This window comes from Kitasatospora sp. NPDC057965 (genome assembly GCF_042887135.1).
GTDB lineage: Bacteria > Actinomycetota > Actinomycetes > Streptomycetales > Streptomycetaceae > Kitasatospora.
The window spans coordinates 242,815-256,724 of the sequence record NZ_JBHVPZ010000003.1; the positions used below are offsets into that span (position 1 = coordinate 242,815).

The window sequence follows — 13,910 nt, forward strand, 5'->3', positions numbered from 1 at the left end:
CGCGGTCAGCCGTGGTCCAGAATGCTGTGCTCGGTGAGATCGGGCGCGTGGCGGGCCACCGTCCGGTAGTCGGCGTCGTCGTGCAGCACGGTGAGTCCATGGTGCGCCGCCGTCGCCGCGATCAGGAGATCGACCGCAGAGGCACTGCGGTGCTGGCCCGCGAGAGCCATCCGACGCTGCACCGTGTCGATCCAGCGTCCGGCGCTCTTGGGGACCGTGACGTCCGGATAGAGGTCGGCGAACATCTCGGCGATCTCGTCGTACTCCCGGGCGTCCCGCGCGCTGTAGAGGAACTCCGCGCGCTGGGGATAACACGACGCGATCGACTCGGCGTCGATCGCGTCGTACCAGGTGGTCTGAAGTTTCGGGTCACGCAGCAGGCGCACCAGGGCCGAAGTGTCGAGCAGGTAGATCACCGGGCGTCCTTCTCCACCCGGTGCAGCCGCTCGGCGTCCTCCACCGCTCCCCACTGCCGGGCCCGTTCGAAGTGCCGGCCGATCCTCGCCGCGCGTTCCCGCTGCTCGGCGTAGTAGCGGAGGGCGAGGTTGACGGCTTCCTTCTTGGTCCGCACTCCCGCCAGTGCCATGGCGCGCTCCAGCGCCTCTTCGTCGATGTCGATCTGTGTCACGGACATTCCGCACCTCCGAGGAGTGATGTTGGTGATGGACAAGCCATTGTATTCCACCAACATTGCTCGGTCGACGCCGTCGCGCCGGGGGCCGGCGTGACGGGGTCAGGGGGTGGGGGTGCCGAGGTGGACGGTGAGGAGGCCGGCGGTGATGAGGGCGAGGCCGGCCAGGGCGGCGGGCGACGGGACCTCGTGGCGGACGGCGAGGGCGGTCAGCACGGTACCGATGGTGCCGATGCCGGTGAAGACCGCGTAGGAGGTGCCCACCGGGAGGTCCTGGAGGGCGCGGGAGAGCAGGTAGACGGCGCCCAGCATGAGGACGAGGCACAGGGCGGTCTGCGGGAGGCGGGTGAACCCCTCGGTCGGCTTGATGGACTGCGCCCAGGCGACCTCCACCACCCCGGCCAGCAGCAGCCAGATCCACGGCACGGCGCTCAGCCCTCCCTCGGGACGCGGTGGCCGACCAGCTTCGCGCCCAGCTCCCCGGCCCGGTGCAGCGCGCCGGTGACGGACTCCCGGTGCTGGGTGACCCGGCCGGCCAGGGCGGGGTCCACCAGCGAGTTGACGAGTTCGGCGGCGATCACCTCGGTGTCCTCGACCGCGTAGTGGCCGCGGAAGAAGTCGCTCAGGTAGCGGCCGTTGTGGTCGTAGGGCGCGCGCGGGGTGCCCGGTCCGTAGGCGCCGCCGTGGGCGGCGACGACCACGAACCTGCGCGGCGCGAGCACCATCTTCGGGAAGGTCACCTGGTCGATCCAGGCCTTCAGCGCGGCCGGGACGCCGAAGTTGTACATCGGCGCGCCGATCAGCACGGCGTCCGCCGCGACGAGCTCGTCGAGCAACGGCCGGACGACGGCCCAGGCCTCCCGCTCCTGCTCGGTGCCGACGGCCTCGGGGTAGCGGGCGATGTCGGTGATGCCCTCGCGCAGCAGGGTGTCGCAGATCCGGGTCCAGCCCTCGCGGATCGGCGGGACGGGGTCGGCGGCGAGGTCGCGGTGGGTGACCTCGCCCCCGCCGCCCTCCCAGGCCTCGGCGAAGGCCTCGCCGAGGCGGCGGGTGAAGGAGTCGGTGCGCGCGCTGCTGTCGAGGTGCAGGAGGTGGGACACGGTGAACCCCCGGGGCGGGTCTGGGCAGGACGGAGCCGCGATAGAAGTGGACACGTCGTCCACTTATCGGCTCCCCAAACCGTAGAGGCAAGTGGACGGTGTGTCCACTTGCCTCCTAGGCTGGAACCCATGACGACGAACCTCCCACTGGCCGACGGGCCGCCGCCCCGCGAACGGGCCGACGCCGCCCGGAACCGTGCCAAGGTGCTCGCCGCCGCCGAACGGCTCTTCGCTGCGGGCGACCCAGCCGCCGTCACCATGGACGACATCGCCCGCGCGGCCGGCATCGGCCGCGGCACGCTCTACCGCCGCTACCCGGACCGCGCCTCGATCGCCCGCGCCCTGCTCGACGAGCACGAACGCGCCCTCCAGGAACGGCTGCTGCGCGGGGAGCCGCCGCTCGGCCCAGGTGACGCCGGCGCGGCGCCGGCCCCCGCCGAACGGCTCGCGGCGTTCTACGCGGCGATGGTCGAGCTGCTGGAGACCCATGTGCACCTGGTGCTCGGCGCCGAGACCGGCGCGGCCCGCTACCGGACCGGCGCCTACGCCTTCTGGCGGCTGCACGTCGCCCACCTGGCGCGCGCGGCCGGCCGGCCGGACCCGGAGGTCCTGGCCGACCAGCTGCTCGCCCCGCTCGCCCCCGAGCTCTTCCGCCACCAGCGCTCGTGCGGCGCCACCCCGGCGCGGATCGCCGCCGGCCTGGCCGCGCTGGCCGACGGCGCACTGGGCTGACCCGGCGTCAGATCGGCAGTTGCCAGACCTGGTTGGCGGCGCCGTTGCAGTCCCAGATGCCCAGCTGGTTGCCGTTGGTGGTGGAGTACCCGAGGTCGTCCAGGCAACGGCCGGACTGCGGGTTGAGGATCGAGCCGTCCGGGCGGGGCTGCCACTGCTGGGCGCCGGAGCCGTTGCAGTCGTAGAGCCGCACCCGGGTGGCGTTGCCCGTGTCGCCGTTGGTGACGTCCAGGCACTTGCCGTAGGTCCGGATGGTGCCGTCGACCGCGACCTTCCACTGCTGGCCGACCAGCCCGGGGGTGCAGTCCCAGATCGCCACGGGGGAACCGGTGGCCGCGGTCCGGGTGTCGACGCACTTGCCGACGTAGCCGACGATCGGGCCGACCGGGCCGGCCGGGGGCACCGGGCCCCAGGAGATGTTGGCGGAGGACGGCATCCCGCCGTAGACGCAGGTCGCGGTGTTGGTGCCGTCACCGGCGCGGTAGGGACCGGAGGCGGGCCGGTAGGCCGGGAAGCCGCTCGAATCGATGGTCACGCAGACGCCGTTGATGGTCCAGGTCTGGTTCGGGTCCAGGCCCGAGCAGGTGGCGATGAAGCCGTTGGCGGTCCGGCTGATGGGGCAGGACACGGCCAGGGCGGCCGGAGCGGCGGCCTGGGAGGTCGCGGCCCGGGAGGTGGCGGTCGGCGCGGCGCTCGGCGCGGCGCCGGCGGACGGGGCCGTGAACGCGGCGGCTCCGGCCAGCACGGCGGTGGAGAACAGCAGGGCGGTTCGACGCATGACGAGGCTCCTGGGTCTGGGGGCGGTCCGGTCGGCGGCCCGGTGGTGGCGGCGGTCACGACCGCCGCCGCCACCGACCCGGTCACGCGGGGACGTGCCAGACCTGGTTCTCGGCCCCGTTGCAGTCCCAGATGCCCAGCTGGTTGCCGTTGGCGGTGGAGAAGCCGAGGTCGTCCAGGCAGCGGCCGGACTGCGGGTTGTAGATCGAGCCGTCGGCCCGGACCTGCCACTGCTGCGCCCCGCTGCCGTTGCAGGTGTACAGCTGCACCTTGGTGCCGTTGGCGGTCCCGCCGCCGGAGACGTCCATGCACTTGAGGAAGTCGCGGATGGTGCCGTCCACCCCGATCTTCCACTGCTGGGCGTTGGTGCCGTTGCAGTCGTAGATCTGGACGGGGGTGCCGTCATTGCTGCTGGCGCCCTTCACGTCGACGCACTTGCCGGCGTAGCCGGTGATCTGGCCGACCGGGCCCGCGGGCTGCGGGGGGAGCTTGGCGCCGAAGACGATGTACGGGAAGGACACGGTCTCGTTGACGCCGCAGGGCGCGACCGCGCTGCCGTCGCCGACCACCACGCCGCTGAAGGTGCCGCGGCTGAACTGCACGGTGTGCTGGGCGTTCCACCACTGACAGGTGGCGGAGACGTACCAGGTCTGGAGCGGGTCGATGCCGGAACAGGTGCCGTAGGCGCTCCAGCCGGCGACGGAGGCGCCACAGCCCCCGGCGAGGGCCTGGGCGCCGGTGGCCGGCGCGGCGAGCGAGGCGGCCGCGCCGAGCAGCGCGGCGGAGGAGAGGAGGGCGGCGGTACGACGCATCGGGAAGGTCCTTCCGTGGACGGTGAACCGGACGGCCCGCCCGGGGGAACCGTGATGACGGTGCGACGGTTGTGCGGGCCGCGTGAAAGCGTCGGGGGATGTCTGGCCACGGTCAACAGCGCGGGGGAACGATCACGCCAGTCGTCCGTCCACGGACGGGGTGTGGCCCGAACGGACGGTCGGACGCGGCAGCAGGCCGGGGCCGCGGCGGATCCGGCCGGAAAGCACCCGGCCCGGTTCACCCCGCAACGGGGTGAACCGGGCCGTCGGACGCCGGGTGGCGCCGTGGTCGTACCGTTCGCTCAGCAGGCCGGTCGCTCGGTCGACCGATCACTGGGGCCGTTCGCTCAGTCGCCCTGGCGGCGCTGGCGGCCGGTGCCGTAGTTGGAGCCGGACTTGGAGCCGCTGCCGGGCTTCGCGCGGCCCGAGGAGCGGCCGATGAAGCCGGCCGCCTGGCGCGGCGCGCCGCCGCCCTGGCCGCCGCCCGCACCGCCCACGCGCTGCTTGGGCCGGGGGCGGCGCGGGTTGCCGTTCATGTCGACGTCGGTCGGCAGGCCCGAGCGCTTGCCGGAACGCCGGCGCGGGCCGGAGGAGGTCTTCGGCGCGGCCTTCCCGGCCTCCGCGTCGACGGGCACCGCCGGGGCGGGCACGGCCACGCTGACCGGCACGCCGCTGGGGGTGCGGGCGCCGGTGATCCGGGTGAGTTCGGCGTCGCCGGGGCGGATCTTGGTGGTGGTCGGGCGGATCCCGGCCACGGTCATCAGCCGGCCCACCTCGCGGCGCTGGTCGGGCAGCACCAGGGTGACGACGGTGCCGGACTCGCCGGCCCGGGCGGTGCGGCCGCCGCGGTGCAGGTAGTCCTTGTGGTCGATCGGCGGGTCGACGTTGACGACCAGGTCGAGGCCGTCGATGTGGATGCCGCGGGCGGCGACGTTGGTGGCGATCAGCGCGGTGACGTGGCCGTCCCGGAACTGGTCGAGCACCCGGTTGCGCTGCGGCTGGGACTTGCCGCCGTGCAGGGCGGCGGCCTTCACGCCGTTCGCGAGCAGCTGCTTGGCCAGCCGGTCGGCGCCGTGCTTGGTGTGCACGAACATGATCACGCGCCCGTCGCGGGAGGCGATGTGGGCGGTGGTGGACGCCTTGTCGGCCGGGTCCAGCTGGAGCACGTGGTGGTCCATGGTGGTGACCGCGCCGGCCGAGGGGTCGACCGAGTGGGTCACCGGGTCGGTCAGGAAGCGCTTGACCAGCCGGTCGACGTTGCGGTCCAGGGTCGCGGAGAACAGCATCCGCTGCCCGCCCTCGGCGACCTGCTCCAGCAGCTTGGTGACCTGCGGCAGGAAGCCCATGTCGGCCATCTGGTCGGCCTCGTCGAGCACGGTGATCGCGACGTCGGAGAGCCGGACGTCACCGCGGCCGATCAGGTCGTCCAGCCGGCCGGGGGTGGCGACCAGGACCTCGGCGCCGCGGCGCACCGCGTTGGCCTGCCGGGTGATCGACATGCCGCCGACGACGGTGGCGATCCGCAGGTTGACGGCGGTGGCGTACGGGGTGAGCGCCTCGGTGACCTGCTGGGCCAGCTCGCGGGTGGGCGTCAGCACCAGCGCCAGCGGGTGGCGGGCGTCGGCGCGCCTGCCGGCGGTGCGGGCGAGCAGCGGCAGGCCGAAGGCGAGGGTCTTGCCGGAGCCGGTGCGGCCGCGGCCGAGCACATCGCGGCCGGCGATCGAGTCGGGCAGCGTGGCGGCCTGGATCGGGAACGGCTCGGTGACGCCCTCGCGGGTCAGCGCGGACAGGATCGCCTTGGGCAGCTCCAGCTCGGCGAAGCTCGCCGCCGGCGGGCGGGCCGGGGTGCCCTCGACGACGGCGAAGTCGGCGGGCTCGGCGACGCGCGGCGCGTTGCGACGCGGCGGGCGGGAGGACGCGCCGGAGCGCGGAGCGCCACCGGAGCGCGCGGCGGAGCCGGAGCGCTGGCCCGCGCCGGTGCGCGGGGCACCGGAGCGACTGCGGGGCTTGCGGGCGCCGTCACGGGGCGGCTGGGCAGGGGTGGTCACGGGGTTTCTCCGTCCGTAGCACACAGCCCCGGTCAGGGGCTGGTCGGCCGTCGGAAAGGAGTTCGCCGCCCCGGCCGTTCGGCGGCATGGGCGAGGGCCCGCACCGTGCGGTGCGGGCCCTCGCTACGCGAGATCGCGAGTCAGCTCGGAAGCCGGACTCAGATGACGCGGATGTTCTCGGCCTGCGGGCCCTTCTGGCCCTGGGTGACGTCGAACTCGACCTTCTGGCCCTCGACGAGCTCACGGAAGCCCTGCGCGACGATGTTCGAGTAGTGCGCGAACACGTCCGGGCCGCCGGTCTCCTGCTCGATGAAGCCGAAGCCCTTCTCGCTGTTGAACCACTTCACGGTGCCGGTAGCCATAACCGTCTCCTCTAACTGGGGCATCGGAGCCCACACCTCGTGGACCCCAAGTAGCCGCGATCCCCATCCGGAGACTGAAACACCGGACAAAACAAATGCGCCTGTTGGTTGGGACCAGCAGGCGCACACAAGCGTTCATGGGAACCAAAACTGCAACTGAGTCGACTGTAGCACGGTCGCACCCCGATTGACCGGGGATTTTCTGCCCGACAGATCACGTTTGCAGGCCCCGCGGAACGGGCAAACGGCGCCCGCCGAAGCGGGCGCCGTTCCCCGGCGGCACCTACTGCCGCCCTGCTGTCACCTGGACGGTCGAGCGGCCTCAGTGCCGTCCGGCCGACTCCGGCAGGCCGTGCGCGCCGTACGGGCTCGCCGGCGTGGCGGTCGGGCCGCCGTGACCGCCGTGGCCGCCGACGGCGTCACCGCCGTGGCCGGGCCACCAGGCGGCCTTGCCGACCAGCGCGGTGAGCGCCGGGGTGAAGAACATCGCCATCACGAAGGCCGCCAGGAAGATGCCGAAGGCCATGCCGAAGCCGAACTCCAGCATGAAGATGTTGCCCGCGAGCATGAAGGTCGCGAACGACACCGCCAGGATGAAGCCGGCCGCCGCGACGGTCGGACCGCCGTGCCGCACCGCCTCGCGGGCCGCCTCGCGCGGGTTGCGGCCCTCCCGGGCCTCCTCGCGCAGACGGGCGATGATCAGGATGTTGTAGTCGGTGCCGATCGCCACCACGAAGAGGTAGATGAGGATCGGCAGCATGAACATCATGCCGTGCTCGCCCTTGATGTTCTGGAACAGCAGGGTCGAGGAGCCCAGGGTGGCGGTGAAGCCGAGGCCGACCGAGGCCATCAGGTACCAGGGGGCGACCACGCTGCGCAGCTGGAGGGCCAGGATCAGCAGGATCAGCAGACCCGCGATCGGGAACACCAGCTTGTAGTCGTGGCTCATCGCCAGGTTGATGTCCTTGTAGATCGCGGTGATGCCGCCGACCTTGGCCTCGGTGCCGGACGGCGCCTGGGCATGGGCGACCTCGCGCAGCTTGGTGACGGTGTCGATCGCCTCGTTGCCGGACGGCTCGTTCTTGAGCAGCACGGTGAAGTCGGCGGTCGCGCCGTCCTTGCTGACCTCCGGCTTCGCCTGGGCCTCGGCGACGCCGGGAACGGCGCCGAGCTTGGCGGCGTACCCGTCGAACGCGGCCTGGTCGAGCTTGCCGCCGCCGGTGTTGGTCAGGTAGACGTGCGTCGGGTCGGCGGCGCCGGCCGAGAAGGCCGTGACCAGCTTGTCCTGGACGACCATCGACTCCTTGGTCTTGGGCATCGAGCTGCCCGCGAGGTCGAAGGTGCCGTTGTAGTTGAGCGCGCCGGCGGTCAGGGCCAGCAGCACGCCGCCGGAGGCGAGGGCCACGACGGCCGGACGCTTCTCGACGACGCGGCCGAGCGCGGCGAACCGGGCGTCGCTCGGCTCCCGCATCCACTTCTTGCCGGGCCAGAACACCCCGCGGGCCGGGATGACCGTGAGCACGGCCGGAGCCAGGGTGAGCGAGGCGAAGGCGGTGACGACGACCGCGATGGCCAGCGCCGGGCCGAGCGCCTTGAACATGCCGAGGCTGGAGAGGATCAGCACCGCGAAGGCGACGGTGACCGCGCCGGCCGCGGAGGCGATGGCCTCGCCGACCCGGGCGACGGCGTTGACCACGGCCTCCTGTCGGGTGTCGCCCGCCCGCAGCCGCTCCCGGTAGCGGAAGGCGAGGAACAGGAAGTAGTCGGTTCCGACGCCGAGCACCACCACGATCAGGATCGCCGAGAGCACCGGGGTGGACTTCAGGTCGAAGGCCTTGGTGGCGTAGGCGATCAGGCCGTTCGCGGTCGGCATGGCGATCATCAGCGAGAGCAGCACCGGCAGGAGGCCGGCCAGCACGCTGCGGAAGATGAGGCCGACGATGATCGCGACCAGCACGACACTGCTGATGCCGATGACGGCGTCGGCCGCGCCGGAGGACTCCTGCTGGTCCAGCTGCTGGGCGGCCTGGCCACCGAGCTGGAACTTCAGGCTGGTGCCCTGGGCGAGCGCCTTGCCCTCGTCACGGACCTTCTTGGCGACCTCGCCGAACTTCTCCGAGTTCTGGGTGGCCTTGTCGATCGCGACCGGCGCCAGCGCGTACTTGCCGTCCTTGGACGTCGTCTGCTCGCTGACCGGGATGATCTGCTCGACGTGCTCGATCTTCTTGTCGGTGAGGCCCTGGACGACCTTCGCCGCGGCGGCCTTGTCCTCGGCCGTCAGCTGGCCGCCGTCGTTGCGCTCGAACAGGGCGAGCGCGGAGGGCGTGAAGCTCGCCGGGAACGCCTGTTCCTGCAACTGCGCGGCCTGGATGGACTCGTAGTGCTTCGGGAGGAACGCCGCCTCGTCGGTCTGGGCGGTGATCTTCGGCGCGCTGAACGCGATGGCGATCATCGCGACGATCCACCCGGCGATCACCCACCAGGCGCGACGGACGACAAATTGTCCTAGTCGGTGGAACATGCTCGTGATGCCTCCTGGGCATGGTTCACCGCAGCCCTTGGGGGACGGGACGCCGGGCGACGGATCGGGATCGGCCCCGGCCGGTGCGGGGGCACGGGCCTAGCCGGTCGGCAGGTAAGTACTCAGAGGAGGCCATCCTACGGCTACTTGCTTGCCGACCGGCAAGCAGTTTTCCCCACGACCCCGTTGCCGCAGGCCGACCCCCTCGGGGACGCGAAAAGCGGCCCTGACCCATCTTCGCCCCCGTACGACGCCCCGGACCTCGTGCTCCGGGTGGATTTGACTCCCCCTCAGGGTGGAGTCGGCGCCCCTATCCCTGGGAGGAGATATCAGGGTTGCCGGGTAGGGAAAACCCCACCCCGCCCCCGAGGAGAACCACAGGGCGGACTCCCCCGCCAGCCGGATACCTCATCACCTGCGGCTTCCCTACTGTCTGTTGGGACGCCGGGCCGCACCCCGGCGGCGACAGCCCGGCGGACGAACACCGCCGCAGACCCGGCCACGCCCGTCACCGATCCCGGCGCCGGCCGCATTCCCAGGGGGAACCCGTGAAGACCAAGCTCGGCATGGCCGCCGCCATGGGCGCGTGGAGCGCCCGGCACCGAAAGACCGCCGTCTTCGGCTGGTTGCTCTTCGTCGTCCTCGCCGCCTTCCTCGGCGGCCTGCACGGCAGCACCAAGGTCACCGACGCCGAATCCATGCCCGGCCAGGTCTCCCGGGCCGCCGAGATCCTCGACCAGGCCGGTCTCAAGCCGCCGTCCACCGAGACCGTGCTGGTCCAGAGCACCGGCCTGACCACCGACGCCCCCGCCTTCCGGACCGCCGTCGAGCAGGTCGTCGCCGCGGTCAACGGCACCGGCAAGGCCACCGACGTCCGCTCCCCCTACGACACCAAGGCGGTCTCCGCCGACGGCCACTCGGCCCTCGTCCAGCTCACCGTGAACGGCGAGCGCGAGGAGGCGGTGAAGAACGTCACCGCCGTGGTCGACGCCGTCGCCGCCGTCCAGAAGCAGCACCCCGACCTCACCGTGGTCGAACTCGGTGACGCCAGCTCCGGCAAGTGGATGGAGGAGCAGTTCTCCGACGACTTCGCCCGCGCCGAGTGGACGGCCGTCCCGCTCGCCCTCGGCATCCTGCTGGTCGCCTTCGGCGCGCTGGTCGCCGCCGTGCTGCCGGTCGTGCTCGCGCTCACCGCCTTCGTCGCGGCCGGCGGACTCGTCGCGCTGAGCAGCGGACTGCTGCACACCAGCAACAACGCCAGCTCGGTGATGCTGCTGGTGGGCCTCGCCGTCGGCGTCGACTACTGCCTCTTCTACCTGCGCCGCGAGCGCGAGGAGCGGGCCGCCGGGCGCGACCTGGAGACCTCCCTGCGGATCGCCGCCGCCACCAGCGGCCGGGCCGTGCTGGTCTCCGGCGTCACCGTGGTGATCGCCATGGCCGGCATGTTCCTCACCGGCATCGCCGAGTTCCAGGCCATGGCCTACGCCACCATCGTGGTCGTCGTCACCGCCGTGCTCGGCTCGCTCACCGTGCTGCCCGCCCTGCTCTCGATGCTCGGCGACCGGGTCGGCAAGGGCCGGGTCCCGTTCCTCGGCAGGCTCCGGCACCCGGACGCCGCGACCACCGGCGGCCGGTTCTGGAACGCCGTGCTCACCCCGGTGCTGCACCGCCCGCTGGCCGCCACCGTGCTCGCCGGGGCCGTGCTGATCGGGCTGTCCGCCCCGCTGCTCACCATGCACACCGCCAACCTCACCTTCCAGCAGCAGCTGCCCAGGGGCAACGAGCTGGTCGCCGTCTCGCAGAAGATCGAGGCCGCCTTCCCCGGCAGCCCGGCGCCCGCCTCCGTGGTGATCAAGGCGACCGACATCGGCTCCCCCGCGATGACCGCCGCGATTGCCGACCTCAAGGCCCGCGCGCTGGCCGGCGGGCAGATGCACGGACCGGTCGACGTCACCGTCCACCGGCAGCAGAACGTCGCCACCGTCGACATCCCGCTCAACGGCACCGGCAACGACGAGGTCAGCAACGCCGCGCTGAAGACCCTGCGCGAGCAGCTCGTGCCCGCCACCGTGCTCAAGGTTCCCGGCACCGAGGCGCCGGTCACCGGCCGCACCGCCGGCTCGTACGACTTCAACGCCAAGATGACCGGCTCGATGCCGCTGGTCTTCGGCTTCGTGGTGGCCTTCGCCTTCCTGCTCATGCTCACCTCGTTCCGCTCGCTGGCCGTCGCCGGCACCGCCGTGGTGCTCAACCTGCTGTCGGTCGGCGCCGCGTACGGGGTGCTGACGCTGGTCTTCCAGCACGGCGTGGGGGCCTCGCTGCTCGGGACCGAGGGCGTCGGCGCGGTGGAGTCCTGGGTGCCGCTGTTCCTCTTCGTGATCCTCTTCGGCCTCTCGATGGACTACCACGTCTTCGTGGTCTCCCGGATCAAGGAGGGCCGGGACCGGGGCCTGCCGACCCGGGCCGCGATCGCCCACGGCATCCGCTCCACGGCCGGTGTGGTCACCAGCGCCGCGGTGATCATGGTGGCGGTTTTCGCGGTCTTCGGCACCCTGTCCATGCAGGCCATGAAGCAGATGGGCGTCGGCCTCGCGGTCGCGGTGCTGATCGACGCGACGATCATCCGCGCCGTGCTGCTGCCCTCGGTGATGACCCTGCTCGGCGAGCGCAACTGGTACCTGCCGCGCTGGCTCGACTGGCTGCCCTCCCTCTCGCACGGCGAGAGCGTCCCGCCGCTCGGCACCGGCGCCGCCGCCCAGGCCGCCCCGGTCCCGCAGACCGCGACGGAGCCGCAGGCCCACCAGGCCCGGCACCGCCGGATCGAGGTCTGACCTTCCCCAGCGGTCCTCGGACCCTCGGACCTCGGACGATGCCGGGCCCCGTGAGACACGGGGCCCGGCAGCCGTTTGCCAGAATGATCGCCCACCCACACCCGGCTGTCATGCAAGGAAACGGACACCCTCATGCTCCCCTTCGACGAGGGGCGGGCCCGAACGCTGCTCGCCCACGCCTGCGAGTCGGCCGGCCTGCCCGGCCCCGCCGACGCCCGGCTGCTCGCCCTCGGCGAGAACGCCGTCTTCGACCTCGGCGACCCGGCCGTGGTCGCCAAGGTCGGCCGCGGCCCGGAACTGCACGAGCGCGCCCGCCGCGAGCTCGCCGTCGCCGACTGGCTGGCCGGCCACGACGTCCCGGTGGTCCGCCCGTACGACGCGGTCCCCGTCGAACCGCAGCTCGCCCACGGGCACCCCGTCACGTTCTGGCACCGGCTGGCCCCCGCCGAGCGGCCCGCCCGCCCGGTCGACCTCGCCCCGCTGCTGCACGCGCTGCACCGGCTGCCCGCCCCGCCGTTCACGCTCGGGCGGCGCGATCTGCTGGCACCCGTCGGGCGCTGGCTCGCCTCCGCCGAGGGCCATGTCGACCCGGCCGACGTCGACTTCCTGCGCCGGCGCCGGGACGCCTTCGAGGCCGAGGCGGCCGCGCTCGTCCCGCACCTGCCGACCGGTGTGATCCACGGCGACGCGCTGCCGCGCAACGTCCACATCGGCCCGGACGGGCCGGTCCTGCTCGACCTGGAGTTCGTCGCCGACGACCTGCGCGAGCACGACCTGGTGGTGCTGGCGCTCAGCCACGACCGGTACGGCGTGCCGGGCGAGGAGTACCGGGCGTTCACCGAGGCGTACGGCTGGGACGTGCGCGAGTGGTCCGGCTTCACGGTGCTGCGCGGGGCGCGGGAGACGGCGAGCGCCTCCTGGGTCGCGCAGCAGGCGCCGGGCAATCCGGCGGCGCTGGCCGAGTTCCGGCGGCGGGTGGACTCGCTGCGGACGGGGGCCTCGGAGGTGCGCTGGTACCCGTTCTGACCGGTTCCGGCCCGGGTCGCGGTGGCCGGAACGCGCCGGTCGGCGGGGGTGTCGGGCCGTGGAACGGGAACCAACGGCGGTATGAAGTGCGTCTTGTCGGACAGTCATCCTGACCGAGGATCGGCACCGCCTCTGCCCCTCAGGAGCCGCCGCCATGTCGGAGCCCGCCGCCCCGCGGTCCCTCTCCCCCGCCGTCCGGCGCGGCCTGCGCCGGACGGCGAGGGGCATCGCGGCGGCGCTCGCCACGCTGGCCCTGGCCGCCTGCGGCACGGCGAACGGCGCGCTCCGGCCGGAGCCGAGCACCACCGCCCCGGCCTCCCCCGCCCCGGCCCCGGCCTCCCCGACGGCGGCCCCGTCCTCCGCCGCGCCGGCCCCGGCCTCCCCGGAGCCCGCCCCCACCCCGACGGCCGCCACCTCCACGCCCGCCCCGCCGCCCGCCGTCTCCCCCACCACCGGTGTCCCCACCGCGGTCGTCCACTCCACCGCCTCCGGCGGCCGGACGGTCGCGCTCACCTTCGACGACGGCCCCGGCCCCGCCACCGGTCAGGTGCTGGACCTGCTCGCCCAGTACGGGGCCAGGGCCACGTTCTGCGTGATCGGCAAGCAGGCCGCCGCCGACCCGGCCGCCGTGCAGCGGATCCTCGCCGCCGGCCACCGGCTCTGCGACCACACCGTGGACCACCCGCAGCCCTTCGCCGCGCTCCCCCACGACCGGGCCGAACACGAGATCGCCGACGCCCGGCAGATGATCGTCCGGGCCGGCGGGCCGGGCACCGCGGTGGGCTGGTTCCGCGCCCCGGGCGGCGCGTTCACCGCCGACAACCGGACGATCGCCGCCGACCACGGCCTGCGCCCGCTGGGCTGGTCGGTCGACCCGCGCGACTGGTCCCGCCCGGGTACGGCGGCCATCGTCGCCGCCGTCCAGGCACAGCTCAAGCCCGGCGGCGTCGTCCTGCTGCACGACGGCGGCGGGGACCGCACACAAACCGTCGCCGCGCTACGGCAGTTGCTGCCCTGGTTGACCGCCCAGGGCTACCGGTTCGACCTCCCCGCCGACTGATCCGGCCCGC

13 protein-coding genes are annotated in these 13,910 nt (G+C 73.1%); 4 read left to right on the top strand and 9 right to left on the bottom strand.

The window, feature by feature from the left end:
- Nucleotides 1–5: 5 nt before the first annotated feature.
- From ACFVVU_RS04985 to ACFVVU_RS05000, 4 genes are all read right to left on the bottom strand, one after another.
- Nucleotides 6–416: a PIN domain-containing protein gene (locus ACFVVU_RS04985; protein ID WP_387788417.1), complete on the bottom strand. Its 411-nt coding sequence runs from the start codon at nt 414–416 to the stop codon at nt 6–8.
- Nucleotides 413–634 (bottom strand): type II toxin-antitoxin system VapB family antitoxin, encoded by a 222-nt coding sequence (locus ACFVVU_RS04990; protein WP_380683662.1) that lies wholly within the window; start codon nt 632–634, stop codon nt 413–415. Before ACFVVU_RS04990 ends, ACFVVU_RS04985 begins: the two co-directional genes overlap by 4 nt.
- Nucleotides 635–733: 99 nt before the next feature.
- Nucleotides 734–1,057, bottom strand: a complete 324-nt coding sequence (locus ACFVVU_RS04995; protein WP_387788418.1) for a DMT family transporter — start codon at nt 1,055–1,057, stop codon at nt 734–736.
- A gap of 5 nt (nt 1,058–1,062) precedes the next feature.
- Nucleotides 1,063–1,731, bottom strand: a complete 669-nt coding sequence (locus ACFVVU_RS05000; protein ID WP_387788419.1) for an FMN-dependent NADH-azoreductase — start codon at nt 1,729–1,731, stop codon at nt 1,063–1,065.
- 129 nt (nt 1,732–1,860) lie between these two features.
- On the opposite strand from ACFVVU_RS05000, the gene ACFVVU_RS05005 reads away from it, so the two are divergent.
- Nucleotides 1,861–2,463 (top strand): TetR/AcrR family transcriptional regulator, encoded by a 603-nt coding sequence (locus ACFVVU_RS05005; RefSeq protein ID WP_387788420.1) that lies wholly within the window; start codon nt 1,861–1,863, stop codon nt 2,461–2,463.
- A gap of 7 nt (nt 2,464–2,470) precedes the next feature.
- On the opposite strand, the gene ACFVVU_RS05010 is transcribed toward ACFVVU_RS05005, so the two are convergent.
- The 5 genes from ACFVVU_RS05010 to ACFVVU_RS05030 all read right to left on the bottom strand — a co-directional run bounded on the left by ACFVVU_RS05010 (nt 2,471) and on the right by ACFVVU_RS05030 (nt 8,983).
- Nucleotides 2,471–3,241 (bottom strand): ricin-type beta-trefoil lectin domain protein, encoded by a 771-nt coding sequence (locus tag ACFVVU_RS05010; protein ID WP_387788421.1) that lies wholly within the window; start codon nt 3,239–3,241, stop codon nt 2,471–2,473.
- A gap of 82 nt (nt 3,242–3,323) precedes the next feature.
- Complete coding sequence (locus ACFVVU_RS05015) at nt 3,324–4,052, bottom strand: ricin-type beta-trefoil lectin domain protein (protein WP_387788422.1); 729 nt, start codon at nt 4,050–4,052, stop codon at nt 3,324–3,326.
- A gap of 347 nt (nt 4,053–4,399) precedes the next feature.
- Nucleotides 4,400–6,100 carry a DEAD/DEAH box helicase gene (locus ACFVVU_RS05020; protein ID WP_380714869.1) on the bottom strand — a complete coding sequence of 567 codons (1,701 nt, stop codon included), beginning with the start codon at nt 6,098–6,100 and terminating at the stop codon, nt 4,400–4,402.
- A gap of 158 nt (nt 6,101–6,258) precedes the next feature.
- A complete protein-coding gene (locus ACFVVU_RS05025) occupies nt 6,259–6,462 on the bottom strand; it encodes a cold-shock protein (RefSeq protein WP_327676217.1) in 204 nt (67 codons plus the stop codon).
- Nucleotides 6,463–6,784: 322 nt separating this feature from the next.
- Complete coding sequence (locus ACFVVU_RS05030) at nt 6,785–8,983, bottom strand: MMPL family transporter (RefSeq protein ID WP_380682165.1); 2,199 nt, start codon at nt 8,981–8,983, stop codon at nt 6,785–6,787.
- A gap of 566 nt (nt 8,984–9,549) precedes the next feature.
- Between ACFVVU_RS05030 and ACFVVU_RS05035 the strand changes: the two genes are divergently transcribed.
- The 3 genes from ACFVVU_RS05035 (at nt 9,550) to ACFVVU_RS05045 (ending at nt 13,900) form a co-directional block, all read left to right on the top strand.
- Complete coding sequence (locus tag ACFVVU_RS05035; protein WP_387788507.1) at nt 9,550–11,814, top strand: MMPL family transporter; 2,265 nt, start codon at nt 9,550–9,552, stop codon at nt 11,812–11,814.
- A 132-nt stretch (nt 11,815–11,946) separates the two neighbouring features.
- Entirely contained in the window at nt 11,947–12,840 is an 894-nt protein-coding gene (locus ACFVVU_RS05040) for a phosphotransferase enzyme family protein (protein ID WP_387788423.1), read from the top strand.
- 154 nt (nt 12,841–12,994) lie between these two features.
- Nucleotides 12,995–13,900 carry a polysaccharide deacetylase family protein gene (locus tag ACFVVU_RS05045; protein ID WP_387788424.1) on the top strand — a complete coding sequence of 302 codons (906 nt, stop codon included), beginning with the start codon at nt 12,995–12,997 and terminating at the stop codon, nt 13,898–13,900.
- Nucleotides 13,901–13,910 lie beyond the last annotated feature (10 nt).